This is a genomic window from Variovorax paradoxus, assembly GCF_009498455.1.
In the GTDB taxonomy this organism is placed as follows: Bacteria; Pseudomonadota; Gammaproteobacteria; order Burkholderiales; family Burkholderiaceae_C; genus Variovorax; species Variovorax paradoxus_H.
On the sequence record NZ_CP045644.1, the window covers coordinates 1,409,292 to 1,433,498 of the forward strand.

A 24,207-nucleotide genomic window follows, 5' to 3' on the forward strand; every position below is an offset into this window, starting at 1 on the left:
CCAACGAAAAGAAGGAAAAAACGCGTGCTCAATGGGTTGTGGCTGGGGTTCTTCGGGATGGCGGCGCTCGCAGCGCTGGGACGCTGGCTCGTCGGCGGCGACCCGACCGTGTTCGCGGCGCTGGTCGAAAGCCTGTTCACCATGGCGCGGCTGGCCGTCGAGGTGATGGTGCTGCTGTTCGGCACGCTCACGCTGTGGCTGGGCTTCCTGCGCATCGCCGAAGCCGCGGGCCTCGTCGGCTGGCTCGCGCGCCTGCTCGGGCCGCTGTTCCGGCGCCTGATGCCGGGCGTGCCGGCCGGGCACCCCGCGCTCGGGCTCATCACGATGAACTTCGCGGCCAATGCGCTGGGGCTGGACAACGCCGCCACCCCCATCGGCCTGAAGGCCATGCGCGAGCTGCAGCGCCTGAACCCCGACCCCGTGACGGCCACCAACGCACAGATCCTGTTCCTGGTGCTCAACGCCTCGTCGCTGACCTTGCTGCCCGTCACCCTCTTCATGTACCGGGCGCAGCAGGGCGCGAGCGACCCGACGCTGGTGTTCCTGCCGATCCTGCTGGCCACCAGCGCCTCGACGCTGGTGGGCCTGCTCACGGTGGCGGTCGCGCAGCGCCTGCGGCTGTGGGACCCGGTGGTGCTGGCCTACCTCGTGCCGGGCGCGCTGCTGCTGGGCGGCTTCATGGCGCTCCTGGGCACGCTGTCGGCCGCGGCCATCGCTTCGCTGTCGTCGCTGCTGGGCAACCTCACGCTGTTCAGCGTGATCATCGTGTTCCTGGCGGCCGGCGCGATCCGGCGCGTCAAGGTCTACGAGACCTTTGTCGAAGGCGCGAAGGAAGGCTTCGACATCGCGAAGAACCTGCTGCCCTACCTCGTCGCGATGCTGTGCGCGGTGGGCGTGCTGCGCGCCTCGGGCGCCCTCGACTTCGCGCTCGACGGCCTGCGCTGGCTGGTGCAGGCGGGCGGCTGGGACGCACGCTTTGTCGACGCGATGCCGACGGCGCTCGTCAAACCCTTCTCGGGCAGCGCGGCCCGCGCGATGCTCATCGAGACCATGAAGACCCAGGGCGTCGACAGCTTCCCCGCACTCGTCGCCGCCACCATCCAGGGCAGCACCGAGACCACGTTCTACGTGCTGGCGGTGTACTTCGGGGCGGTGGGCATCCAGCGCGCGCGGCATGCGGTGGCGTGCGCGCTGCTGGCCGAACTGGCGGGCGTGGTGGCCGCCATTGCGGTCTGCTACTGGTTCTTCGGATAGCTCAGGGTCATTCAGGGCGACGCTCCCGCCGACGGGGAGCCTTGCTCCGCGAATGTCCTCCGCCCTTCGGGCTCCCCCTTGATTTCGCTGCGCAAGGCACCCCATCGACGTGAGCGTCTTCAGTGCGGTCGTTGATCGGGCCAGCACAACGACAGCGCCCTGCGTGCGCAGGACACTGGATGCTTCCCGCAGCGAAATCAAGGAGGAGGCCGCAGGCCGGGGGACATTCGCGGAGGGAAGTACCCGGTGGCCTGTGCACGCGCCCTGAACAACTACTTGCGCGGCTCCACCACCGGAAACATCAGATCGAAGTTATCGAGCATCCCGAACAGCTCCCCGAGCTTCGCGCGGTTGCCATCGATCTTCACCTGCCCCGACTGCACAGCCTCAGGAAAAGTCGTCTGCTTCAAGGTGATCGCATCGAGCGTCGCCCGGCTCAATGTGACGGTAGCGTCCGCGCCGGCAACCTGCTGGTTCTTCACATGCGTGAGCGCCGAGTTCTCCAGCGTCAGCACGAACTTCTGGTTCGAATCAGTGAAGTTCCAGTTGATCACCATCGTCTTGCCTTCGGCCTTGGCCGCATCGAGCCGCACGCCGAGGTAGTCGAAGAACAGCTCGTTGCTCACCGCCTTCAGCGTGTCGCCGTTCGCGCTGCTGCCGCCCGGGATCTTCGGCACGCCGTTGCGCAGTTCCATCGCGCCCACCAGGTAGGCGCTGCGCCAGGTGCCCGCTTCCGACTGATAGCCCAGCTGCTCCAGCGCGTCGGCGCCGAGTTCGCGTGCCGCGCGGTTCGCCGGGTCGGCGTACACCACCTGGCTCATCGCGCTCGCCACCCAGCGGTACTCGCCCTTCTTGAAATCTTCGCGGGCGCGCGCCACCACTGCGTCGGCGCCGCCCATGTACTCGACCGTCTTCTTCGCTTGCGCCACCGGCGGCAGCGGGTTCAGGTTGGCGGGGTTCGCGTCGTACCAGCCCAGGTACTTCTGGTAGACCGCCTTCGCGTTGTGGCGCAGCGTGCCGTAGTAGCCGCGCGTGGACCACTCCTGCTCCAGGCTCGCGGGCATGCGCAGCGTCTCGGCGATCTCGGGCGCCGTGTAGCCGTGGTTCAGCAGGCGCAGCGACTGGTCGTTGATGAACTTGTACATGTCGCGCTGCTTCTTCAGCAGGTCGACGATGCGCGCACGCCCTGTGGTGGGCCAGTGGTGCTGCGCGATGAGCACGTCGGTCTTGTCGCCGAAGGCCACGCGCGCTTCGTCGATGTACCTGGCCCACAGGTTGCCGTCGCGCACCTCGGCGCCGCGGATCGTGTACAGGTTGTGCATGTTGTGCGTCACGTCCTCGGCCATGTTGAGCACGCGGAACTGCGGCATGTACATGAGCATCTCGGACGGCGCCTCCGAGCCCGGCACCAGCTGGAACACGATCTGCACGCCGTCGATGGTGCGCTCCTCGGTGGTCTTCTCGATGGTCGAGGTGGGCGCGATCAGCGTCACGCTGCCGCGCGCCAGCGCCTTGCCCAGTCCCGTGTCGACCTGGCCGCGCGCGCCCGGCGGCAGCAGCGTGCCGAACTGGTACTGCGAGCGGCGGTTCATCGCGTTGCCCGCGAGGATGTTCTCGGCCACCGCCGATTCCATGAAGCCCGAAGGCGCGATCACCTGCACCTTGCCCGCCGCCACGTCGGCCTCGCTGACCACGCCCTTCACGCCGCCGAAATGGTCGGCATGGCCGTGCGTGTAGATCACCGTGCCGACCGGCTTCTTCGGGCGGTGCTGGTAATACAACTCGAGCGCGGCGCGCGCGGTCTCGGCGGCCAGCAGCGGATCGATCACGATCAGCGAGGTGTCGCCTTCGACGATGGTGATGTTCGCCAGGTCGAAGCCGCGCACCTGGTAGACCCGGTCGGTGACCTTGAACAGGCCGTGAATGGCATTGAGCTGCGCCTGGCGCCACAGGCTCGGGTTGACCGTGTCCGCCGCCTCGTTCGCCTTCAGGAAGTCGTAGGGCTTCATGTTCCAGACCGGGCGCGGGCCGCTGCCGGTCACCAGCGCGTCGGGCACGGTGCCGATGAAGCCGCGCATCGCGTCCTCGAAATCCTGCCTGTTCGCGAACGGCAGCGCCTTCGCCATGTCGGCGTTGGCCTTCAGCGTGACGGGCTCGGCCGCCTTGGGCGCCACCACCGGCTGCGCCGTGGCGGTGAAGGCACAGGCCCAGGCGACGAGGGCCAGGGAGAAACGGGTAGGCGCGGAAGCAATGCGGGTCATCGATGTCTCGGGGTTGTTGTCTGTCGAACGACGGGGCACGGAAAGGGAGCAACGGCCAATTCTCGGAAGCAAGCAACCCCTTGGCCAATGCAAAATGTGATCTTGCTTTTGAACGAAAACGCAAAATGCAGCTGCGCCACCTCCAGCACCTGATCGCCCTCGCCGAACAAGGCAGCTTCGGGCGTGCCGCGCAGGCCGTGCACCTGTCGCAACCCGCGCTGTCGCGCAGCATCGACGCGCTCGAACAGGCGCTGAAGACCCGGCTCATCGACCGCGCCTACGGCACCGTGCGCTTCACGCAGGCCGGCGAATTGGTGCTGGCGCGGGCCCGCGAGCTGGTCGCCGACGCGCGGCAGATCCAGCGCGAGGTGCAGCAGCTCGAAGGCCTCACGCTCGGCAGCCTCGACGTGGGCCTGGGCCCGTTTGCGGCCGGCCTGCTCGGGCGCGCGGCGCTGTCGCTCATGACGCAGCGCCACCCGCAGCTGCTGATGCGCATGGAAGTGGCCGACACCGTCACGCTCTGCGAGCGGCTGCACAAGCGCCAGATCGACCTGTTCATCGCCGACACCCGCGACCTGAAGAAACCGTCGGGCCTGAAGCTCGTGCGGCTGCCCAACGTGCCGGTGTCCTTCTTCGTGCGGCCCAGGCACCCGCTGCTGAAGCAACCGGCGCCGCTCACGCTCGAACAGCTCATGGACTACCCCGTGGCCGGCCCGCACCTGCCGACCGAGGTGGCGGCGTATTTCGACAAACAGATCCGCCGCACCGACCGCGGCGTGTTCAACGTGACCTGCGACGACGCCGACACGCTGCGGCACCTCGCGCTGACCGCCCACGCGGTGATCCTCGCGCCCCACGCACCCGGCCTCACGCCCGAGACCGCCGCGCTCGCGCCGCTGGCGGTGACGGGCCTGTCACGCATGCGCACCCACTACAGCCTCGTGACGCTGGCGGGCCGCACGCCCACGGCCGCCGCCACGGTCTATACCCGGCTGGTGACCGAGTTGCTCGGGCCCGCCAAGCAGGCCGCCGGGGCCTGAGCCAAAATGGCCCCTCCTCCGCCGCTCACCGCCTTGCCGTCCGTTCTCCCGTGACCACTTCCCGCCGGGCCCAGCCCCCCACCTTCTCGCCCGGCGAATTCCGCAAGGCACTCGGCATGTTCGCGACCGGCGTGACCATCGTCACCGCGCGCGCGGCCGACGGCAGCCTGGTCGGCCTCACGGCCAACTCGTTCAACTCGGTGTCGCTCGCGCCGCCGCTGGTGCTGTGGAGCCTGGCGCGCGCGGCCGCGTCGATGTCCGCGCTGCGCGCCGGCTCGCACTACGCGGTCAACATCCTGGCCGCCAACCAGAAGACGCTGGCGGAGCGCTTCGCCACCAAGAACATCGACCGCTGGGCCGACGTGGCCTACACCGAAGGCCTGGGCGGCGCGCCGGTGCTGCAGGGTGCGGCGGCGAGCTTCGAGTGCTTCAACCGCAGCCGCTACGACGAAGGCGACCACGTGATCTTCGTGGGCGAGGTGGAGCGCTGCATGCACGACCCCGACGCCTCGCCGCTGCTGTTCCACGGCGGGCGCTTCTACACCGAGCACCCGTTGTGAACCGCCCCGCGCTGCTGGCCGTCCTGCTGCTCGCCGCGCGGATTGCCACGGCGCAGGGCACGCCCGAGCCGCCATCACCATCGCCGCCGCTGCGGCAGAACTGGTTCGACGACCCCTTCTTCCAGGTCGCCGCGGGCCTGCCGGCTTGCCCCATGCCGCAGGGCCCCTACTACACCGCCGAGGAACGCCGCGCGCAGACCCACTCGCGGCTGGAGCGCGGCACCAGCTGCTGGCTCGCAGGCCAATGCACCGACAGCAACGCCTACCGCTACGACAAGCCGCTCGCGCCCAAGGTGCGCGCCGCGCTGCTGGCCGTGCCGGGCGTGCGCCGCAGCAGCGTGTGGGTCACAGTGCAGCGCCGCTGGGTCTACCTGCAGGGCTGTGTGCCCGATGCGGCCCTGGCCCGGAAGCTCGAACGCGCGGCGCGCACCGTGCCCGACGTCGAGACCGTGGTGCCCGACCTGATGGTGGGCACGCGCGGCAAGCCGCCCTACCCGCTGGCCGGGCACTGAGCGGCGCCGCACGGCCTTGGCGCCGGCGCGATACGATCATCGGATGAATTCGGCGGCCCTTCCGCCGCCCCTGCCGCCACCGATTGACCGCGAATGATCCAGCGCAAGACCCACCTCGACTCCCTGGCCATCGGCCTGCTCATCGTCTGCTGCGCGTTCTGGGGCCTGCAGCAGATCCTCATCAAGACCACCGTGACCGAGGTGCCGCCGCTGTGGCAGGCCACGGTGCGCATGGTCGGCGCGGTGGCGCTCCTGTGGCTGTGGTGCGCGGTGCGGCGCGTGCCGCTGTTCGAGCGCGACGGCACGCTGTGGCCCGGGCTGCTGGCCGGCCTGCTGTTCGCGGGCGAGTTCGCCGGCATCTACCTGGGCCTGCAGCACACCAGCGCCTCGCGGCTCACGGTGTTCCTCTACACGGCGCCCTTCTGGGTCTCGCTGCTGCTGCCGCGCTGGGTGCCGGCCGAGCGGCTGCGCGGCTTCCAGTGGCTGGGCCTGTTCATCGCCTTCGCGGGCGTGGTGCTGGCCTTCAGCGAAGGCTTCGGCCACATGAGTTCGTCGCAGCTCATCGGCGACGGCATGGCCCTGGCGGCCGGCATGCTCTGGGGCCTGACCACGCTCACGCTGCGCACCACGCGCCTGGCCACGGCCAGTGCCGAGAAAACGCTGTTCTACCAAGTGGCCGTGACCGCGGCCGTGTGCCCCCTGCTGTCGCTCGCGCTCGGCGAGCAATGGGGCTTCTCGTACTCCGCCTGGGCCTGGACCTCCATCGGCCTGCAGACGGTGGTCGGCGCCTTCGCCAGTTACCTCACGTGGATGTGGCTGCTGCGGCACTACCCGGCCACGCAGATGTCGTCCTTCACCTTTCTCACGCCGCTGTTCGCGCTGATCTTCGGCGTGGCGCTGCTGAAGGAGCCGCTCACGCTGCAGCTGGTGGTGGCGCTGATCGGCGTGGCGCTGGGCATCGTGCTGGTGAACCGGCGGCCTGCGGTACAACGCCCGGCATGAGCACGAAGACCCCGACCGGATTCCAGCCCGTCCTCGACGAGATCGTCGCCACCCTGCGCCTGCAGCTCGGCCAGGGCGGCACCGTGGCCAGCTACATCCCGGCGCTGGCGCGCATCGATGCGCGGCAGTTCGGCATCGCGCTGCGCACCTGCGACGGCGAAGAAGCCGGCGCGGGCGACTTCGAAACGCCCTTCTCGATCCAGAGCGTGTCCAAGCTCTTCACGCTCACGCTCGCCATGCAGCGCATGGGCGACGCGCTGTGGGAGCGCATCGGACGCGAGCCCTCGGGCAATCCGTTCAACTCGCTGGTGCAGCTGGAGAACGAGCAAGGCAAGCCGCGCAACCCCTTCATCAATGCCGGCGCCATCGCGGTGGCCGACCGGCTCGTGAGCCAGGCCAAAGCCAAAAGTGGCAGCGCCAAGGCCGACATCCTCGCGCTCATGAGCAGCCTGTGCGGCGAGCGCATCGACTTCGACGGCGAGGTGGCGCAATCGGAGGCCGACACGGGTTTTCGCAACGTCGCGCTGGCCAACTTCATGAAGAGCTTCGGCAAGATCGACAACGACGTGGCCGAGGTGCTCGACACCTACTTCCACCAGTGCGCACTGCGCATGAGCTGCCGCCAGCTCGCGCGCGCCGCCGCCTTCCTGTGTCGCGACGGCGCGCATCCGATTGCCGGCGAGCCCGAGGTCACGGGCGAGCGGCAGACGCGCCGCATCAATTCGCTGATGCTCACCTGCGGCACCTACGACGCGGCCGGCGACGTGGCCTTTTCGATCGGCCTGCCCTGCAAGAGCGGCGTGGGCGGCGGCATCGTCGCGGTGGTGCCCGACCAGCTCACGCTGTGCGTGTGGTCGCCGGCACTCGATGCGACCGGCAATTCGCTGCTGGGCATGAAGGCGCTGGAGATGTTCGTGGCGCGCACCGGCCTGTCGGTGTTCTGACGCGCGTTCAGGCCGCCACGGTCTGCGGCGCCACGGGCAGGCATCCCATGCCGTCGAGCGCAGCCTCCACGGCGTCTTCAAGCGGCGTGTGCGGCTCGCGCCTCAGAAAAGCCACCAGCTTCGCGTTGTCCATGGCCACGGGCGTGCGCCACAGGTAGCGCATCTCGCGCAGTTCGCGAAAGGTCGCGACGAAGGGCGAGGCCAGCGTCAGCAGCCCCCACGCAAAGGCGCGCACGGGCACCTCGGCGCCGGTGCGGCGCGCCACCACGCTGCGGATGGCGTTGCTCATGCGCGTGCCGTCGGCGTCCCAGTGGCCGGCCATGTGGAAGCGCGCGAAGGCCTCGAGCCGATCGCGCCGCGCCAGCAGCTCGACCATCGTGCGCGCCACGTCCGGCAGGTACGACCAGAGATGGCCGACGCCTGCATCTCCCGGGTAGCTCACGGCGCGCACCGGCTGCCCCGCCTTCACCAGCCCCTGCGAGAACCAGTTGTTGCCGGCCTTCGGGCCGAAGAAGTCGCCGGCGCGCACGATCAGCACGCGCGCGCCCTCGCGGCTCGCGGCCTCGAGGCGCCGCTCCATCTCGACGCGGATCGCGCCCTTGCGCGTGACGGGATGCTGCGGCGATTCTTCGGTGAGCAGCGGGAAGGCGTCGGGCCCGAAGTTGTAGACGTTGCCGGGCAGCACGAGGGTCGCGCCTTCGGCCTTGGCGGCGGCGATGCTGTGGTCGAGCATCGGCAGCACCAACTCCGACCAGCCGCGGTAGCCCGGCGGGTTGACCGCATGCACGATGACCGCGCAGCCCTTCGCGGCTCGGCGCACGGCCTGCGCATCCATCGCGTCGCCGGCCAGCCAGGTGATGCCGTCGTACTTTTCTTCGGTGGCGCCACGCTTCAGCGCGCGCACCTGCCAGCCTGCATCGCGCAGCTGGCGCGCCACCTCGCCGCCGATGCCGCCCGTGGCGCCCAGCACCAGAACCGTGTTGTCGTTGCCTGCCATGAAATGCTCCAGAAGAGTGATCGATGGACGAATTCTGGGCAGGATGGGGTTCGAATGGAATTGCCGAACATGCGCCATCAGCCATACATTTCTGTATGGCATGGAATATCAGCTGGGAGCTGTACCGCTCCTTCCTCGGCGTGCTGCGCGAGGGTTCGCTCTCGGGCGCGGCGCGCGCACTCGGCATCACGCAACCCACCGTCGGGCGCCACGTGGCGGCGCTCGAAGAAGCGCTGGGCGTGGTGCTCTTCACGCGCTCGCAGGTGGGCCTGCTGCCCACCGAAGTGGCGCTGGCGCTGCGCACGCACGCCGAGGCCATGGAAAGCACCGCCGCCTCGCTGCAGCGCGCCGCCAGCAGCCAGGGCGACGGCGTGCGCGGCGTGGTGCGGGTGTCGGTCAGCGAGGTGGTCGCGGTGGAGGTGCTGCCGCCCGTCGTGGCGCGGCTGCGCGAGGCGCACCCGGCGCTGAAAGTCGAGCTGGTGGCGACCAACCGCGTGCAGGACCTGCTGCGGCGCGAGGCCGACATCGCCGTGCGCATGGTGCGGCCCCGGCAGGCGCAGCTGGTGGCGCGCCGCATCGGGAACATCGAGCTGGGCTTTCATGCGCACACCCGCTACCTCGCGCGCCACGGCACGCCGCGCACGCCCGACGACCTGGCGGCGCATGCGCTCATCGGCTACGACCAGCCCTCGGCCTTCGTGCGCGAGGCAATCAAGTCATTCAAGGGCTTCACGCGCGACGCCTTTGCACTGCGCACCGACAGCGACCTCGCGCAGTTGGCCCTCATCCGCGCAGGTGCGGGCATCGGCGTGTGCCAGGTGGGCCTGGCGAAGCGCGACGCCGCGCTGGTGCGCCTGCTGCCGCGCGCTCTCTCACTCAAGCTCGACACCTGGGTCACGATGCACGAAGACCTGCGCCACAGCCCGCGCTGTCGCGTGGCCTTCGATGCGCTGGTCGAGGGCTTGCAACAGTACATTGGCGTGGCGGCCGCCCCCGCGCCCCGGGCGACAATGCCCCGCGCAAGACCCAAAGCTTCTCCCTGAATGACGACGACCGATTCCCCCGACCACATCCCCCTGCAGGAACCCCGCCTCTGGCGCGACGACCTCTGGACCGCCCGCATCATCAAGAACGAGGAAGACGACGGCTGGGCCGTCGAGATGACCCGCCACGGCGACCCCGAGCCCGCGCTCGTCGGCCCCTGGACCATGGGCCGCGACAAGAAGAACCCCAAGCCGCTGGACACGCCCGCCTTCCACACGCTGGTGAAGACCGCCACCGAGGTGATCCGCCGCCACGAACAGCAGCTGCACGCCACGCTCAACAAGAGCGTGACGGTCACCGCGCGCAACGACCAGCGCGTGCGCGTGGCCCTGTCGATCGTGCCCGACGAAGACAACCCCTCGGCCACGCTCACGGCGTATGACGATGCCGACGATTCGGAACTGGCGAGCGTGAACGTGTCGCCCGCGTTCCGGCTCACGACCTCGAGCGCGACCGCGTGGATCGAGTCGGACTACGCACGCCCGCGCAGCTAGCCGCCTCTGATTCACGCAGGCGCTGCGCGCGAATAGCACACGCGCCGCCCTTTCGCCAATTAGCGAAACAGCGTATGTTCACGCCGGGGTGAGACGAGAAGAATCCGCCCCAACGAGCAATCGTTCCCAGTCATACGACGCCCGCTGCCAGTGCTGCCAGCGAGGTGTCGGGCAATAAAGCCCGAATCGGTTTCACCACCGGTTCGGGCTTTTTTGTTTTTTCGGTCGCAACAACGCCTTTTCAAAACGGATGCGCGTCATCCGGTGGCGCAGCTTTGCCCGAAGAAAAAGCACTGGCAGCACAGCGCTCGTTTGCAGGGGCCGCGCGGCGGGAGGAGACACCCAAGGCGCGGTTCCGAAGGTCGGAGGTTCCTGATGACTCGCACAAAACCAAAGCAAAGGAATTTGACATGACGAACGCTTTCAACCGCCGCCAGATCGTGAAGACGGGCGGCTCGATGATCGTGCTGGGCGCCGCCGGCGGCGTGGCCGGCCTGGCCCGCGCGCAGGACGGCGCCACCGTGAAGCTCGGCCTGCTGCATTCGCTCTCGGGCACCATCGCCATCGCAGAGGCCTCGCTGGTCGATGCCGAAAAACTGGCCATCGAAGAGATCAACGCCGCCGGTGGCGTGCTGGGCAAGAAGATCGAGGCCGTGGTCGAAGACGGCGCGAGCGAGAACTCGGTGTTCGCCGAGAAGGCGCGCAAGCTGCTGGAGCGCGACAAGGTCGCGGCCATCATCGGCTGCTACACCTCGGCCTCTCGCAAGGCGCTGCTGCCGGTGCTCAACCAGGCCAAGGGCCTGCTGTTCTACCCGACCTACTACGAGGGCCAGGAGCAGGACAAGCGCGTGTTCTATCCCTCGCAGGAAGCCACGCAGTCGGTGATCGCGGCCGTGGAATGGATGGCGCGCGAGAAGGGCAAGAACTTCTTCCTCGTCGGCTCCGACTACATCTACCCGCGCACCTGCAACAAGATCGCCAAGCCCGCCATCGCCAAGGCCGGCGGCAAGGTGCTCGGCGAAGAGTACGCACCGCTGGGCCACACCGAGTTCTCGTCGATCATCAACAAGATCAAGGCCGCCAAGCCCGACTGCATCTACAGCACGGTGGTGGGCGGCTCCAACGTGGCTTTCTACAAGCAGCTGCGCGCCGCGGGCCTCGATGGCGCCAAGCAGGTGCTGCTGTCGACCGTGGTGTCCGAGAACGAGATCGACGGCATCGGCAAGGACAACGCCGCGGGCTACTACGCCTGCATGGGCTACTTTCAGAGCATCAAGTCGCCGGCCAACGAGAAGTTCGTGAAGGCCTTCAAGGCGAAGTACGGGCAGGACCGCGTGATCGGCGATCCGATGGAGGTGGCCTACAACAGCGTGTACCTCTGGAAGCTGGCGGTGGAAAAGGCCAAGTCCTTCGAGGTCGACAAGGTCACGGCCGCCGCCGCGGGCGTGGAGATCGAGGCGCCCGAAGGCACGGTGCGCGTGCACGCCACCAACCACCACGTGTGGAAGAAGGTGCGCGTGGGCCGCGCGCGGCCCGACGGGCAGTTCGACATCGTGTGGGAATCGCCGCAGCCGGTCGAGCCCAACCCCTTCCCGAAGGTCTGAACGCGATGAACTTCGACATCGCGGTGATGCAGGTGTTCAACGGCGTGAGCCTGTTCACCATCCTGCTGCTCATGGCGCTCGGGCTGGCCATCGTGTTCGGCCTGATGGGCGTCATCAACATGGCGCACGGCGAGCTGATGGCGCTGGGCGCCTACATGACCTACCTGGCGGCGCGCTTCTTCGCGCACTTCGCGCCGGGTTTCATGGACCTGTACCTGTTCGCCGCGATTCCGTTCGCGTTCGCCGTGACCTTCGCGTTCGGCTATGTGCTGGAGCGGGGCTTCATCCGCTTCTTCTACGACCGCCCGCTGGACACCCTGCTGGCCACCTGGGGCCTGAGCCTCATGCTGCAGCAGGCCTACCGCTCGATCTTTGGCGCGCAGGAAGTGAGCGTGCCGCTGGCCTCGTGGCTGGCGGGGGCATGGGAGCCCACGGCGGGCATCCAGCTGCCGCTGAACCGCATCTTCATCGTCGGGCTCACGGCCCTCGTCGCGGTCGGCGTGTACCTGCTGCTGTACCGCACGCCGTGGGGGCTGAAGGTGCGCGCGGTGACGCAGAACCGCGCCATCGCCGGTGCGGTGGGCATCGACACGCACCGCGTCGACGCGATGACCTTCGCGCTGGGCTCGGGCCTGGCGGGCATCGCGGGCGCGGTGTTCACGATGATCGGCTCGACCAACCCCGGCACGGGTCAGCTGTACATCGTCGACTCGTTCATCGTGGTGGTGTTCGGCGGCGTGCAAAGCCTCATCGGCACCGCGCTCTCGGGCTTTGCCATCGCGCAGTCGCAGACCTGGCTCGAGTACCTCATGAGCGGCTCGATGGCCAAGGCCACGATCCTGCTGCTGGTGATCGCGGTGCTGTACTTCCGGCCCAACGGCCTGTTCGCCACGCGATCGAGGAGCTGACGCATGCACGGTCTTTCTCCTCAACGCACACGCGACATCGGCGCGATGGTGGCCGTGCTGGTGCTGCTGGCCGTGGTGCTGCCGCTCACGCTCGACCCGTTCCGCCTGAACCTCATCAGCAAGTACCTGGCCTTCGCGTTCGTCGCGGTGGGCGTGGTGCTCACCTGGGGCTACGGCGGCGTGCTGAGCCTGGGCCAGGGCATGTTCTTCGGCCTGGGCGGCTACATGATGGCGATGTTCCTCAAGCTCGAAGCCTCCGCACCCGAGCTGCCGGACTTCATGGTGTGGAGCAGCGTCGAGCAGCTGCCCGCGTGGTGGCAGCCCTTCCACTCGCTGGGCTGGACGGTGGTGGGCATCCTCGTGATTCCCGCCGTGCTGGCCTACGTGTTCTCGTACGCGATCTTCAAGCGGCGCGTGAGCGGCGTGTACTTCGCGATCGTCACGCTGTCGCTCGCGCTCACGCTCACCGTGGTGGTGGTGGGCCAGCAAGGCGACACGGGGGGTGCCAACGGCATCACCGATTTCCGCACGCTGCTGGGCTGGGACATCGCCACCGACGAGGCCAAGCGCACGATGTACTTCGTCGAGGTCGCGGCCATCGCGCTGGTGATGATGGTGTCGCTCGCCATCGTGCGCAGCCGCTTCGGCAAGCTGCTGATCGCCATCCGCGACAAGGAAGACCGCGTGCGCTTCAGCGGCTACAACACGGCGCACATGAAGGCCTTCGTCTTCGCAGTGGCAGCGGTGCTGTCGGCCATCGGCGGGGCGTTCTACAGCCTGCAGGTGGGGCTGATCGCGCCGGGCGTGATCGGCGTGGTGGCCTCGGTCGAGATGGTGATCTACGCCGCGGTCGGCGGGCGGCTGTCGATCCCGGGCGCAGTGATCGGCGCGCTGTTGATCGGCTTTCTCAAGTCGTACCTTTCGGAGACCTTTCCCGAAGGCTGGCTGTACTTCCTGGGCGCCGTGTTCATCCTCGTGGTGTGGGCGATGCCGAACGGGCTTGCGGGCCTGGGCGAGAAGCTGATGCGCCGCCGTGGCACGGAGTTGGCGCCATGAACGCGACGATGACGATGCCCAACGGCGGGCTGCCTCAGGCTGCTTCGGCCGTGCCGCCGTCGAACGAACAGATCCTGCGCATCGAAGACCTCACCGTGTCCTTCGACGGCTTCAAGGCCGTGGACGGGCTCAGCCTCTCGGTCGAGCGCAACGAGCTGCGCGTGATCATCGGCCCGAACGGCGCAGGCAAGACCACGCTGCTCGACATGGTGTGCGGCAAGACCAAGCCGAGCGCGGGCCGCGTGCTGTTCAACGGCCAGGACCTCGGCCGCCTGAACGAGTACGAGATCGTGCGCGCCGGCGTGGGCCGCAAGTTCCAGACGCCCTCGGTGTACGAAGACCTCACGGTGCTGGAGAACTTCGAGATTTCGCTGCCGCGCATGCACGGCCTGCTGCAGTCGCTGACCTTTCGCCGCACGCCCGCCGTGCGCGAGCGCATCGACGCGATGGCCGAGCAGGTCTTCCTGAGCGAGCGCCTCGGCCATCGCGCCGGGCAGCTCAGCCACGGGCAGAAGCAGTGGCTCGAGATCGGGATGCTTCTGATGCAGGAGCCCGAGCTGCTGCTGCTCGACGAGCCCGTGGCCGGCATGAGCCCGCGCGAGCGCGAGCAGACGGGCGACCTGCTGCGGCGCATCTCGGCCGGCAAGTCGGTGGTCGTCATCGAGCACGACATGGACTTCGTCAAGCGCATCGCGCACCGCGTCACGGTGCTGCACCAGGGCAAGTTGCTGAGCGAAGGCACAGCCGCCGAAGTGCAGGCCGACCCGCGCGTGATCGACGTGTACCTCGGCCATTGAACGAAGGAGAAATTCACATGCTCGAAGTCTCCGAACTCAACGTGGCGTACGGCGAATCGCACGTCATCCGCGATGTGTCGCTGCGCGTCGCGCCCGACGAAGCGGTCGCCATCATGGGCCGCAACGGCATGGGCAAGACGACCTTGCTGAAGTCGCTCATCGGCTTGCTGCCCGCGCGCGGCGGCCACATCCGCCTGGGCGGCGCCGAGCTCACGAAGCTGCCCAGCTACCAGCGTGTGGCGCAGGGCCTGGCCTTCGTGCCGCAGGGGCGTATGGTGTTTCCGTTCCTCACGGTGGAGCAGAACATCCTCGCGGGTGCCGCGAGGTCGGGCCACCGCACGGTGCCCGACTACCTCTACACCTTCTTCCCCGTGCTCAAGGACATGAAGCAGCGCAAGGCCGGCAACCTCTCGGGCGGCCAGCAGCAGATGCTGGCGATTGCGCGCGCGCTCATCTCGGAGCCGAAGGTGCTGATCCTCGACGAACCCACCGAGGGCATCCAGCCTTCGATCATCAAGGAGATCGCGCAGACGCTGAACGTGCTGCGCGCCGAACGCGGCTTCGCCGTCGTGGTGTCGGAGCAGGTGCTGAGCTTCGCACTCGACCTGGCCGACCGCTTTCTCGTCATCGACCGCGGCCGCATCGTGCACGACGAAGCACGCGCGAGCCTTGACCAAGACAAGGTCCGATCCTTTCTGACCGTGTAGCCCTTCCTCTTTTTTCCTTCAACCACCCTTCAGGAGCAGCGTCATGAGACATGGTGATATTTCGAGCAGCAACGATTGCGTCGGCGTCGCGGTCGTCAACTACAAGATGCCCCGCCTTCACACCAAGGCCGAGGTGCTGGACAACGCACGCAAGATCGGCGAGATGCTGGTCGGCATGAAGCGCGGCCTGCCGGGCATGGACCTGGTGATCTTTCCCGAGTACTCCACGCACGGGATCATGTACGACGCCAAGGAGATGTACGACACCGCGTCGGCCATCCCCGGCGAGGAGACCGCGATCTTCGCGGACGCGTGCCGCCGCGCCAACGTGTGGGGCGTGTTCTCGCTCACCGGCGAACGCCACGAGGAGCACCCGAACAAGGCGCCCTACAACACGCTGATCCTCATGAACAACCAGGGCGAGATCGTCCAGAAGTACCGCAAGATCATGCCGTGGGTGCCCATCGAGGGCTGGTACCCGGGCGACTGCACGTATGTGAGCGAAGGCCCCAAGGGCATGAAGATGAGCCTCATCATCTGCGACGACGGCAACTACCCCGAGATCTGGCGCGACTGCGCGATGCGCGGCGCTGAGCTCATCATCCGCTGCCAGGGCTACATGTACCCGGCCAAGGAACAGCAGATCCTGGTGTCCAAGGCCATGGCCTTCATGAACAACACCTACGTGGCCGTGGCCAACGCGGCCGGCTTCGACGGCGTGTACTCGTACTTCGGCCACTCCGCGCTCATCGGCTTCGACGGCCGCACGCTCGGCGAATGCGGCGAGGAAGAGATGGGCATCAACTACGCCGAACTCTCGATGAGCCTCATCCGCGATGCGCGCAAGAACGGCCAGTCGCAGAACCACCTGTTCAAGCTCGTGCACCGCGGCTACACCGGCACCATCAACTCGGGCGACGGCGACAAGGGCGTGGCGGCCTGCCCCTACAACTTCTACACGCAGTGGATCAACGACCCCGAAGGCACGCGGGAGATGGTGGAGTCGTTCACGCGCACCACGGTCGGCACGCCCGAGTGCCCGATCGAGGGCATTCCGAACGAGCCGGCGAAGCATCGCTGAGCGACCGCACCCCGCCCCTTCAACGCAAGAAAAAGAGGTATGCCATGAGTCAGACGCATGTCGACGACACGGTACTCGGCGACGAGTACGAGCACGACCCGGTGCCGCTCTCGAAGCGGCGCAGCACCTTCTCGGTCTCGATGGTGTGGCTCGGGTTCCCGATGATCATCACGGGGGCCATGACCGGCTCCATCCTGGTGGCGGGCATGGGCTTCCGGTCCGCGCTGCTCGCGATGGTCGTGGGCAACCTGCTGATGTTCGCGTATGTCGGGGCGCTCGGCGCGCTGGGCACGGCGCGCGGCCACAACTTCGCGCTGCTGGCCAGTGCCAGCTTCGGCAAGAAGGGCTACGTGTTCGCGTCGGGCCTGCTGTCGACCTTGCTGCTGGGCTGGTACGCGGTGCAGACCGGCATCACGGGCAACCTGATGCACACGGCCTTCAAGTTCGACTACCTGACGATGACGATCGCGGCCGGCGTGCTGTACCTGGGCATCACCTTCGTCGGCATTCGCGGCCTGCACTGGATCGGCATGGTGTCGGTGCCGCTGTTCGTGGTGCTGGGAGGCTGGGTCGCACTGCATTCGGCCGGCGCTGCGGGGTGGGACAAGGTGCTCTCGTACGCCGGCACGCAGCCCGCGCTGCCGATGTCCTTCGGCATCGGGCTGACCATCGTGGTGGCGCTGTTCATCGACGCGGGCACGGTCACGGCCGACTTCAACCGCTGGGCCGCCGACCGCAAGAGCTCGCTCATCGCCACGGCCTGCGCCTTTCCCGTTGCCAACCTCGTTGCGATGCTGGTCGGCGGTGTCATGACGGCCGCACTGGCGCTGCCGCAACCGCAGCCCTTCGGCCTGGACAACATGTTCGGCTACCTGCTCGCGCAGAACGCGCCATGGCTGGCCGTGGTGGCCTTCGTGTTCCTGCTGTGCAACCTGGGCTCGGTGTGTGCGCACTGCCTCTACAACTCGGCCGTGGGCTGGTCGCGCATCGGCAACGGGCGCATGCGCGTGTTCGCCGTGGCGCTCGCCGCGGTGGGCATCGTGATTGCCGCAGCCAACGTGTGGGCGCTGTTCATTCCGTGGCTGTCGCTGCTCGGCATCCTGGTGCCGCCCATCGGCGCCGTGCTGATCGCCGACCTGTACTTCGTGCGGCCCGGCGCCGCCATCGGTGCCGACTGGCGCCCGCGCGCCTTCATCGCCTGGGGCGTGGGCTCGCTGGTGGCCTACGCCACGGAGACGATGGCGCCGCAGCTGTCGACGGCGGTGGCGGCCTTCATCGCGGCAGGCGTCTGCTACTTCGTGCTGCACATCGGCAGCGCAGCGCCGGTGGCGGCAACCGCGCCTTCCATCAAGAACTGAACACCTCCTTCGAAAGCGATCACCCCATGGACTACGACATCTTCGACCTCGGCGACGTGCCCCTGCAGCGGGGCGCGACGCTGCGCAACGCGAAGCTCGCCTACAAGACCTACGGCAAGCTCAACGCCGACAAGAGCAACGTGATCGTCTACCCGACCTGGTACTCGGGCCAGCATTACGACAACGAATGGCTGATCGGTCCGGGCATGGCGCTGGACCCCGAGAAGTACTTCATCATCGTGCCGAACATGCTGGGCAACGGCCTCTCCTCGTCGCCGAGCAACACGCCCGAGCCGTACAACCTGTCGCGCTTTCCGGACATCACGCTCTACGACAACGTCACGCTGCAGCACCGGCTGGTGACGGAAAAATTCGGCATCGAACGCATCGCACTGGTGGTCGGCTGGTCGATGGGTGCGCAGCAGACCAACCAGTGGGGCAGCCTCTACCCCGACATGGTGAAACGCATCGCGCCCTTCTGCGGCTCGGCGAAGACGGCACCGCACAACATCGTGTTTCTCGAAGGCGTGAAGGCTGCGCTCCAGGCCGACGCCGCATGGAACGGCGGCTGGTACACCACGCCACCGAGCAAGGGCTTGCGCGCGGTAGGCCGCGTGTACGCGGGCTGGGGTTTGTCGCAGCCCTTCTACATGCAGGAACTGTGGCGCGAGCTGGGCTTCAGCTCGCTCGAGGACTTCCTGGTCGGCTACTGGGAAGGCTTCTTCCTGCAGAAGGACGCGAACAACCTGCTCGCGATGCTGTGGTCGTGGCAGCACGGCGACATCAGCGACAACCCGGTGTTCAAGGGCGACATCAAGAAAGCACTGGGCGCCATCCAGGCGCGCGCGATCGTGATGCCGGCCGAGCGCGACCTGTACTTTCCCGTGGCCGACAACGAATGGGAGGTGTCGCACATGCCGAACGCCGAGTGCCGCCCGATCCCGGGCGTGTGGGGCCACTTCGCGGGCGGCGGCAGCAGCCCGGTCGACACCCGCTTCATCGACGACGCTCTCAAGGAACTGCTCGCCACGCCATGAACGCCCCCGTCCACGACCCGCTCGCCAGCTACCGCATCGAGACTGAGCCCTTCTACCGGCCCGCCGGAAATGAAGTGGCGCTCTATGAACACGCCTATCGCCATCGCATGCCGCTGATCCTGAAAGGGCCGACCGGCTGCGGCAAGACGCGCTTCGTGGAGCACATGGCGTGGTCGCTCGGGCGGCCGCTGGTCACGCTCGCGTGCAACGAGGACATGACGGCCTCGGACCTCGTGGGGCGCTACCTGCTCGACGCGAACGGCACGGCTTGGCACGACGGGCCGCTGACGCTCGCGGTGCGCCACGGCGGCATCTGCTACCTCGACGAGGTGGTCGAGGCGCGGCAGGACACCACGGTGGTGATTCATCCGCTGACCGACGCGCGCCGCATCCTGCCGCTCGACAAGAAGGGCGAGCTGGTGCACGCGCACCCCGACTTTCAGCTCGTGGTGTCGTACAACCCCGGCTACCAGAGCAGCGCGAAGGACATGAAGCCGTCGACGCGCCAGCGCTTCGCGGCGCTGGAGTTCGACTACCCCGACGGCGCGCTCGAAGCGGAGATCGTTTCGCACGAAGCCGGCATTGAACCTGCGCTCGCCGCGAAGCTCGTGGCCATCGCGCATTGCTCGCGCGAGCTCAAGCACCGCGGGCTCGACGAGGGCGTGTCGACGCGCATGCTGATCTACGCGGGCGTGCTGATCCGCGACGGCGTGTCGCCGCGCGACAGCTGCGACATGACGATGACGCGCGCGCTCACCGACGACCCCGACATGGCCAGTGCGCTGCAGGGCTTTGTCGAGGCGCAGTTCGGATGAACGACGGGCACGGCGCCCTCTCGTTGCTGGCCCGCGGGCTGGCCGGCCTCGATGTCGACGTGCAGCCGCTGGCCGGAGCACGCGCTGTGCTCACGGGCCGCCGGCTGCTGTTGCCCGAGGGCGACGAGGCCGTCGTGCGCCTGCACCGGGCGATGGTGGCGCATGCGGTCGCGCACCTGCGCTACTCGACGCCCGCGCGGCCGGCGCGCACGCTCAAGCCGATGGGCATCGCCGTCGTCTCGGCCCTCGAAGATGCGCGCGTCGAGCGGCTGCTGTGCCGCGACTTTCCCGGCCTGCACGGCTGGTTCGTCGCCGCGCTGCCGCCCGCGCCCGATCCGCTGGACCTGCGCTTTGCCGCACTGGTCGCGCGCATGGACCGCATGCTGCTGCGCGCCGACACGACGGACGACAACCACTGGGTGAACAAGGCGCGCCGCCTGTTCGACGAGACCGTCGCCCGCGCGGGGCTGGAAGACTGCGACGCCTTCCGCGCCGTCGCCTCGATCCTCGCCAACGACCTCGGCCAGATGCGCGTGCGCTTCGAGCCGCAGGACTACGCCGTGCCCGCGCCCTGGCGCGACGACAACAGCTACCTGTGGGATTTCGGCGAGACCGAGACACCGCCCGACGAAGCGATCGCGCTGCAGCAGACCGGCGCGCGGCCACCGCCACCGCCGGAGGCACCGAGCGAGAGCAACGACGCGCCCCCCGAAGGCGACGCCGACATGGAGCTCGGCCGCAACACCTATCCCGAATGGGACCGCACGCAGGAGCGCCTGCGCCCCGACTGGTGCACGGTGATCGAGAAACTGCCCGCGTGGCAGGGCCTGGGGGCGGCGGGCACTTCGGGAGCGGCGGGCCATGAGCGCATCGTGCCGCTCGCCCTGCCCCGCGCGCGCCACCTCGATCGCACGCACCGCCTGCGCCGGCAGTGGGAAGGCGACGACATTGACCTCAATGCGGCCATCGAAGTGCTGGTCGATCGCCGCCTGCGCCTGCGGCCCGATGCGCGGCTGTTCATGCGCCTAGGCAAGGGCCCGCGCCCATCGAGCGTGTTGGTGCTGCTCGACCTGTCGGAATCGGCCAACGATGCGGGCCACGGCGATGGTGCTGTTTCACTGCTCGACCTGGAAAAACAGGCCGCGCTGCTGCTCGCCGCTTCGAACGCGCGCGGCATCGACCGGCTTGCCATCCACGGCTTCTCGTCGAACACGCGCGCCGAGGTGTATTACTACCGCCTGCTCGAATTCGGTCAGCCGCTCGCTGCGCCCTCGCGCGCCATGATCGGCGCGGTGCGCGGGCGCTACTCGACGCGCATGGGCGCCGCGCTGCGCCATGCGGCATCGCACCTGCAGGCCGAGCCGGCGGGGCCGCGCGCGATCCTGCTGGTGACCGACGGTGCGCCGTCGGACATCGACGTGCACGACCCGAAGTACCTCATCGAAGACGCCCGCCAGGCCGTGGCCGAGGCGCGCGATGCCGGCGTGCGCAGCGCCTGCATCGCGGTAGACGGCGCGGCCGATGCGTATGTGCGGCGCATCTTCGGCTGGCGCAACTATTGCATCGCCGACGATGCGCGCAGCCTGCCCGCACGGCTGGCCCGCATGAGCACGCGGCTGGCCGCCGCCCATTGACCGAACGACGGAAGAAAGACACGGAGGAGCACACAATGAGGGCCTACACATCCAGGAGACACCCCAGTGGCTGACAGGGACCCTCTTCGCGTCGGCATTCTGTATTCCGAGACCGGCGTCACCTCGACCATCGGCCTGTCGCAGCTGCAGGGCGCGCTGCTGGCCATCGAGGAGATCAACGCGGTCGGTGGCGTCGACGGCCGCGAGCTCGTGGGCGTGCGCTACGACCCGCAATCGGACCCCGTGCGCTACGCCCACCTGGCCGAAAAGCTCATCGTTCAGGACCGCGTGAACGTGATCTTCGGCTGCTACATGTCGAGCAGCCGCAAGGCCGTGATCCCGGTGATCGAGAAGTGGAACAAGCTGCTGTTCTACCCCACGCTGTACGAAGGCTTCGAGTACTCGGGCAACGTGATCTACACCGGCGCGGCGCCCAACCAGAACAGCGTGCAGCTGGCCGAGTTCATGACCACGAACTTCGGTTCGCGCGTGTACCTGATCGGCTCCGACTACATCTACCCCTACGAGTCGAACCGCATCATGGGCGAGCTGGTGATGCAGCGCCCCGGCAGCGAGAAACTCGGCGAGCGCTACGTGGCACTCGACGCCACCGAGAAGGATTACCGCGCGATCATGGACGACATCCGCGACAAGCGGCCCGACTTCATCTTCTCGACGGTGGTGGGCGACTCCACCGCCAGCCTGTACCGCGCGTATGCCGAGGCGGGCTTCGACCCGAAGACGATGCCCATCTCGAGCCTCACGACCTCGGAGGCCGAGATCTCGCAGATGGGCCCCGGCGTGGCCACGGGCCACTTCACGGCGGCGCCGTATTTCCAGTCGATCGACTCGCCCGCCAACCAGCGCTGCCTGGCGCGGCTGCGTGCGCGCTTCGGCGACGGCTGCGTGCCCAACCTGTGCTGGGAAGCGTCGTACTTCCAGATGCACATCTTCGCCAACGCCTTCCGGCAGGCGGGCACGGACGGCATCGCGGAGATCCTGCCGCACATCCTGGGCAGCGAGTTCGATGCGCCGCAGGGCCGCGTGAAGATCGACCCGACGAACCACCACACCTGCCTGTATCCGCGCATCGGCCGGGTCGATGCGCACGGCCAGTTCACCATCGTGCGGCAGGCGACGCGCGCGGTGTACCCGGACCCTTACCTGGTCACGCACTCGCTGGGCGACTGGACGGCGCGGCTCGATACGCTGGAGCTGTAGGAGCTGACCGTGGACAGCAGCACAGCCCCCAAGCGACACACCCTGCGGGTGACGCCACCGCAGCTCAAGGAGCTGCGGCTGCTGAAGATCGCGGTGATCCACCCCGACGACGCAGACGGCCGGCAGCTCACCCAGCAACTGCAGCGCATCGGCTGCCAGGTGCAGGCCTTCTGGCCGCCCGTGCAGCACCTGCCCGAGGGCATCGACGTGGCCTTCATGGCCGTGCTGCCCGACTTCATCAACCTGCGTTTCGAGTGGACCCAGAGCGAGGACGCACCCGCCGTCATCGCGGTCGTCACGTACGAGAACCCGACCATCGTCGAGGCCGTGCTCGAGATCGGCGCCAAGGCGGTGCTGCCGTCGCCGGTGCGCTCGTTCGGCTTGCTCTCGGCACTCGTGGTCGCGCGCGAGGCGCACAAGGAAAGCCGTTCGCTCGCGCGGCGCCTGCGCAAGACCGAAGCCAAGCTGCTCGGCGTGCGGCAGCTGGCCGAGGCCAAGTCCATCCTCATGAAGACGCACGACGTGTCGGAAGGCCAGGCGCACGACCTGATCCGCGAACAGGCCATGAGCAAGCGCACCACCATGGAAGACATTGCCGCGGCCATCGTCAACGCCAACGAGATTCTTTCGCTCGGCGCGCGCGGCAACAAGCCCGGACCGGGCTGAACGAACTCAGAGCTGGCGAAAGCCCGTCAGCACCTTCAGCACGCTCTGCGTGGCACCGTCGAGCACCGCATGCTGGCGGTGCGCAATGCCCACGCGCCGCGTGAGCTTGGGCGTCACCGGCACGATCTGCATGCGGTCGTTGCGCGCCATGTCGGTGGACTTCTGCAGCGGCAACAGCGCAGCGCCATAGCCCGCCGCCACGAGGCTGCGGATGGCGGCGTCGTAGTTGAGTTCGATGCGCGCACGCGGCGCAAAGCCGGCGGCGGCAAACCACTCCATCGTGAGGCGGTACATGTGCGTGGTCGCCTCGTTGAAGATCAGCGGCTGCGCCGCCAGCCACGCCGGCGTGACGCGCTTCGGTGCCTTCCAGCGCTGCGGCACGAACGCCATCATGGGCTGCTCGCACCACGGCGTGACCACGATGCCGCGCACCGGCGGCTGCGGGATGGCGACCAGGCCGATGTCGAGCGTGCCCGCCGCGAGCCGCTCCATGGCCTCGTACGAGCCGCGGATGCTCACCTCGACGTCGATGCCCGCGTGCTCCGCGCCCAGCGCCTCGAGCACCTGCGGCAACAGGTCGACCAGCACGCCGGTCGAGGTGCCCAGCCGCACGCGGCCCGTGCGGCCTTCGGCCTGGCGCTTGACGGCGTCCACCGCGTCGTCGGTGTCGCGCAGCAGCTTGCGCCCGCGCTCCACCAGCGCCGCACCGGCCGGCGTGGGCAGCACGCGGCGGCTGCCGCGCACCACCAACGGTGCGCCCAGGCGCGATTCGAGTTCGCTGATGTGCAGGCTCACCGTCGGCTGCGCGAGGTGCAACGCCTTGGCCGCGGCCGAGAAGGTGCCCAGGTCGGCAATGGCGATGAGCGTACGCAGTTGGTCGAGGTTGAGCTGTCTCATCAGGAATACTGATTGAAGGTGTCAGAAATCTCAACTTCCACAATAGCACGCGCCGCCCGAAGATGAGCGCTCCCCTACCAGGAGCCCACCGTGACCGCGCCGAAGCCACCGTCTTTTCATCAACGCCTGCTGCACGCCCTGCACGACTGGCGCCGCCGCGCCGTGACACGCCGCCGCGCCCGCGACGACGTGCAACTGTTGGCCGGCATGAGCGACCACGACCTGCGTGACCTGGGCATCGGCCGCAGCGAAGTGCCCGAGCTGCTCGACAGGCACCGCTACTGATTCACCGAAACGCGCGTGCGGTTTCTTCAGGGA

24 protein-coding genes are annotated in these 24,207 nt (G+C 68.1%); 21 read left to right on the top strand and 3 right to left on the bottom strand.

Translation table 11 applies throughout. The features are described from left to right. Positions 1 to 24: 24 nt before the first annotated feature. Positions 25 to 1,254, top strand: coding sequence for a nucleoside recognition domain-containing protein (locus GFK26_RS06290; RefSeq protein ID WP_153281244.1), 1,230 nt, complete (start codon positions 25 to 27; stop codon positions 1,252 to 1,254). 272 nt (positions 1,255 to 1,526) lie between these two features. Here the strand turns inward: GFK26_RS06290 and GFK26_RS06295 are convergent, their stop codons facing one another. Next, the gene (locus GFK26_RS06295; protein WP_153281245.1) at positions 1,527 to 3,515 is read right to left on the bottom strand and encodes an alkyl/aryl-sulfatase; all 1,989 of its coding nucleotides are present in this window, start codon (positions 3,513 to 3,515) and stop codon (positions 1,527 to 1,529) included. A gap of 125 nt (positions 3,516 to 3,640) precedes the next feature. Between GFK26_RS06295 and GFK26_RS06300 the strand changes: the two genes are divergently transcribed. The 5 genes from GFK26_RS06300 (at position 3,641) to GFK26_RS06320 (ending at position 7,573) form a co-directional block, all read left to right on the top strand. Then, on the top strand, positions 3,641 to 4,555 hold the full coding sequence (locus tag GFK26_RS06300) for a LysR family transcriptional regulator (protein ID WP_153281246.1): 915 nt from the start codon (positions 3,641 to 3,643) through the stop codon (positions 4,553 to 4,555). Positions 4,556 to 4,605: 50 nt separating this feature from the next. Continuing rightward, complete coding sequence (locus GFK26_RS06305; protein WP_101490556.1) at positions 4,606 to 5,115, top strand: flavin reductase family protein; 510 nt, start codon at positions 4,606 to 4,608, stop codon at positions 5,113 to 5,115. Beyond that, the gene (locus tag GFK26_RS06310) at positions 5,112 to 5,627 is read left to right on the top strand and encodes a BON domain-containing protein (RefSeq protein WP_153281247.1); all 516 of its coding nucleotides are present in this window, start codon (positions 5,112 to 5,114) and stop codon (positions 5,625 to 5,627) included. Before GFK26_RS06305 ends, GFK26_RS06310 begins: the two co-directional genes overlap by 4 nt. Positions 5,628 to 5,720: 93 nt before the next feature. Continuing rightward, entirely contained in the window at positions 5,721 to 6,629 is a 909-nt protein-coding gene (locus GFK26_RS06315) for a DMT family transporter (protein WP_153281248.1), read from the top strand. Beyond that, positions 6,626 to 7,573: a glutaminase gene (locus GFK26_RS06320; protein WP_153281249.1), complete on the top strand. Its 948-nt coding sequence runs from the start codon at positions 6,626 to 6,628 to the stop codon at positions 7,571 to 7,573. Before GFK26_RS06315 ends, GFK26_RS06320 begins: the two co-directional genes overlap by 4 nt. A 7-nt stretch (positions 7,574 to 7,580) precedes the next feature. On the opposite strand, the gene GFK26_RS06325 is transcribed toward GFK26_RS06320, so the two are convergent. After that, on the bottom strand, positions 7,581 to 8,570 hold the full coding sequence (locus GFK26_RS06325) for an NAD-dependent epimerase/dehydratase family protein (protein WP_153281250.1): 990 nt from the start codon (positions 8,568 to 8,570) through the stop codon (positions 7,581 to 7,583). Positions 8,571 to 8,665: 95 nt separating this feature from the next. Between GFK26_RS06325 and GFK26_RS06330 the strand changes: the two genes are divergently transcribed. The 14 genes from GFK26_RS06330 to GFK26_RS06395 all read left to right on the top strand — a co-directional run bounded on the left by GFK26_RS06330 (position 8,666) and on the right by GFK26_RS06395 (position 22,992). Then, positions 8,666 to 9,613: a LysR family transcriptional regulator gene (locus tag GFK26_RS06330; RefSeq protein WP_153281251.1), complete on the top strand. Its 948-nt coding sequence runs from the start codon at positions 8,666 to 8,668 to the stop codon at positions 9,611 to 9,613. Next, positions 9,614 to 10,108, top strand: a complete 495-nt coding sequence (locus tag GFK26_RS06335; RefSeq protein ID WP_153281252.1) for a hypothetical protein — start codon at positions 9,614 to 9,616, stop codon at positions 10,106 to 10,108. Between the two features lie 410 nt (positions 10,109 to 10,518). Further along, the gene (gene urtA, locus GFK26_RS06340; RefSeq protein WP_153281253.1) at positions 10,519 to 11,712 is read left to right on the top strand and encodes an urea ABC transporter substrate-binding protein; all 1,194 of its coding nucleotides are present in this window, start codon (positions 10,519 to 10,521) and stop codon (positions 11,710 to 11,712) included. Between the two features lie 5 nt (positions 11,713 to 11,717). Then, positions 11,718 to 12,620, top strand: coding sequence for an urea ABC transporter permease subunit UrtB (gene urtB, locus GFK26_RS06345; RefSeq protein WP_153281254.1), 903 nt, complete (start codon positions 11,718 to 11,720; stop codon positions 12,618 to 12,620). Between the two features lie 3 nt (positions 12,621 to 12,623). Beyond that, positions 12,624 to 13,676, top strand: a complete 1,053-nt coding sequence (gene urtC / locus GFK26_RS06350; RefSeq protein ID WP_153281255.1) for an urea ABC transporter permease subunit UrtC — start codon at positions 12,624 to 12,626, stop codon at positions 13,674 to 13,676. Between the two features lie 14 nt (positions 13,677 to 13,690). After that, on the top strand, positions 13,691 to 14,473 hold the full coding sequence (urtD, locus tag GFK26_RS06355) for an urea ABC transporter ATP-binding protein UrtD (protein WP_153285874.1): 783 nt from the start codon (positions 13,691 to 13,693) through the stop codon (positions 14,471 to 14,473). A gap of 17 nt (positions 14,474 to 14,490) precedes the next feature. Then, positions 14,491 to 15,180, top strand: a complete 690-nt coding sequence (urtE, locus tag GFK26_RS06360; RefSeq protein ID WP_153281256.1) for an urea ABC transporter ATP-binding subunit UrtE — start codon at positions 14,491 to 14,493, stop codon at positions 15,178 to 15,180. 43 nt (positions 15,181 to 15,223) lie between these two features. After that, positions 15,224 to 16,261 carry an aliphatic amidase gene (locus tag GFK26_RS06365; protein WP_101490566.1) on the top strand — a complete coding sequence of 346 codons (1,038 nt, stop codon included), beginning with the start codon at positions 15,224 to 15,226 and terminating at the stop codon, positions 16,259 to 16,261. A gap of 44 nt (positions 16,262 to 16,305) precedes the next feature. Beyond that, the gene (locus tag GFK26_RS06370; protein WP_153281257.1) at positions 16,306 to 17,619 is read left to right on the top strand and encodes a purine-cytosine permease family protein; all 1,314 of its coding nucleotides are present in this window, start codon (positions 16,306 to 16,308) and stop codon (positions 17,617 to 17,619) included. Positions 17,620 to 17,645: 26 nt separating this feature from the next. Next, complete coding sequence (locus tag GFK26_RS06375) at positions 17,646 to 18,656, top strand: alpha/beta fold hydrolase (protein WP_153281258.1); 1,011 nt, start codon at positions 17,646 to 17,648, stop codon at positions 18,654 to 18,656. Further along, positions 18,653 to 19,471, top strand: coding sequence for a CbbQ/NirQ/NorQ/GpvN family protein (locus GFK26_RS06380; protein ID WP_153281259.1), 819 nt, complete (start codon positions 18,653 to 18,655; stop codon positions 19,469 to 19,471). The genes GFK26_RS06375 and GFK26_RS06380 overlap by 4 nt, the downstream gene beginning before the upstream one ends. After that, positions 19,468 to 21,105: a nitric oxide reductase activation protein NorD gene (locus GFK26_RS06385; protein WP_153281260.1), complete on the top strand. Its 1,638-nt coding sequence runs from the start codon at positions 19,468 to 19,470 to the stop codon at positions 21,103 to 21,105. The genes GFK26_RS06380 and GFK26_RS06385 overlap by 4 nt, the downstream gene beginning before the upstream one ends. Positions 21,106 to 21,171: 66 nt before the next feature. Beyond that, complete coding sequence (locus tag GFK26_RS06390) at positions 21,172 to 22,326, top strand: transporter substrate-binding domain-containing protein (RefSeq protein WP_153281261.1); 1,155 nt, start codon at positions 21,172 to 21,174, stop codon at positions 22,324 to 22,326. Between the two features lie 9 nt (positions 22,327 to 22,335). Next, the gene (locus tag GFK26_RS06395) at positions 22,336 to 22,992 is read left to right on the top strand and encodes an ANTAR domain-containing response regulator (protein ID WP_194274039.1); all 657 of its coding nucleotides are present in this window, start codon (positions 22,336 to 22,338) and stop codon (positions 22,990 to 22,992) included. Positions 22,993 to 22,998: 6 nt separating this feature from the next. Here GFK26_RS06395 and GFK26_RS06400 read toward each other — a convergent pair whose 3' ends face one another. Beyond that, positions 22,999 to 23,889, bottom strand: a complete 891-nt coding sequence (locus GFK26_RS06400) for a LysR family transcriptional regulator (protein WP_153281263.1) — start codon at positions 23,887 to 23,889, stop codon at positions 22,999 to 23,001. A 90-nt stretch (positions 23,890 to 23,979) separates the two neighbouring features. On the opposite strand from GFK26_RS06400, the gene GFK26_RS06405 reads away from it, so the two are divergent. Next, positions 23,980 to 24,174: a DUF1127 domain-containing protein gene (locus GFK26_RS06405; protein WP_153281264.1), complete on the top strand. Its 195-nt coding sequence runs from the start codon at positions 23,980 to 23,982 to the stop codon at positions 24,172 to 24,174. Positions 24,175 to 24,207 lie beyond the last annotated feature (33 nt).

Coding starts and splice junctions, on each gene's coding strand:
- GFK26_RS06380 (WP_153281259.1), top strand. CDS start 18,653: ATGAACGCCCCCGTCCACGACCCGCTCGCCAGCTACCGCATCGAGACT.
- urtD (WP_153285874.1), top strand. CDS start 13,691: ATGCCCAACGGCGGGCTGCCTCAGGCTGCTTCGGCCGTGCCGCCGTCG.
- GFK26_RS06370 (WP_153281257.1), top strand. CDS start 16,306: ATGAGTCAGACGCATGTCGACGACACGGTACTCGGCGACGAGTACGAG.
- urtE (WP_153281256.1), top strand. CDS start 14,491: ATGCTCGAAGTCTCCGAACTCAACGTGGCGTACGGCGAATCGCACGTC.
- GFK26_RS06320 (WP_153281249.1), top strand. CDS start 6,626: ATGAGCACGAAGACCCCGACCGGATTCCAGCCCGTCCTCGACGAGATC.
- GFK26_RS06365 (WP_101490566.1), top strand. CDS start 15,224: ATGAGACATGGTGATATTTCGAGCAGCAACGATTGCGTCGGCGTCGCG.
- GFK26_RS06315 (WP_153281248.1), top strand. CDS start 5,721: ATGATCCAGCGCAAGACCCACCTCGACTCCCTGGCCATCGGCCTGCTC.
- GFK26_RS06295 (WP_153281245.1), bottom strand. CDS start 3,515: ATGACCCGCATTGCTTCCGCGCCTACCCGTTTCTCCCTGGCCCTCGTC.
- GFK26_RS06375 (WP_153281258.1), top strand. CDS start 17,646: ATGGACTACGACATCTTCGACCTCGGCGACGTGCCCCTGCAGCGGGGC.
- GFK26_RS06325 (WP_153281250.1), bottom strand. CDS start 8,570: ATGGCAGGCAACGACAACACGGTTCTGGTGCTGGGCGCCACGGGCGGC.
- urtC (WP_153281255.1), top strand. CDS start 12,624: ATGCACGGTCTTTCTCCTCAACGCACACGCGACATCGGCGCGATGGTG.
- urtA (WP_153281253.1), top strand. CDS start 10,519: ATGACGAACGCTTTCAACCGCCGCCAGATCGTGAAGACGGGCGGCTCG.
- GFK26_RS06335 (WP_153281252.1), top strand. CDS start 9,614: ATGACGACGACCGATTCCCCCGACCACATCCCCCTGCAGGAACCCCGC.
- urtB (WP_153281254.1), top strand. CDS start 11,718: ATGAACTTCGACATCGCGGTGATGCAGGTGTTCAACGGCGTGAGCCTG.
- GFK26_RS06385 (WP_153281260.1), top strand. CDS start 19,468: ATGAACGACGGGCACGGCGCCCTCTCGTTGCTGGCCCGCGGGCTGGCC.
- GFK26_RS06300 (WP_153281246.1), top strand. CDS start 3,641: ATGCAGCTGCGCCACCTCCAGCACCTGATCGCCCTCGCCGAACAAGGC.
- GFK26_RS06330 (WP_153281251.1), top strand. CDS start 8,666: ATGGCATGGAATATCAGCTGGGAGCTGTACCGCTCCTTCCTCGGCGTG.
- GFK26_RS06400 (WP_153281263.1), bottom strand. CDS start 23,889: ATGAGACAGCTCAACCTCGACCAACTGCGTACGCTCATCGCCATTGCC.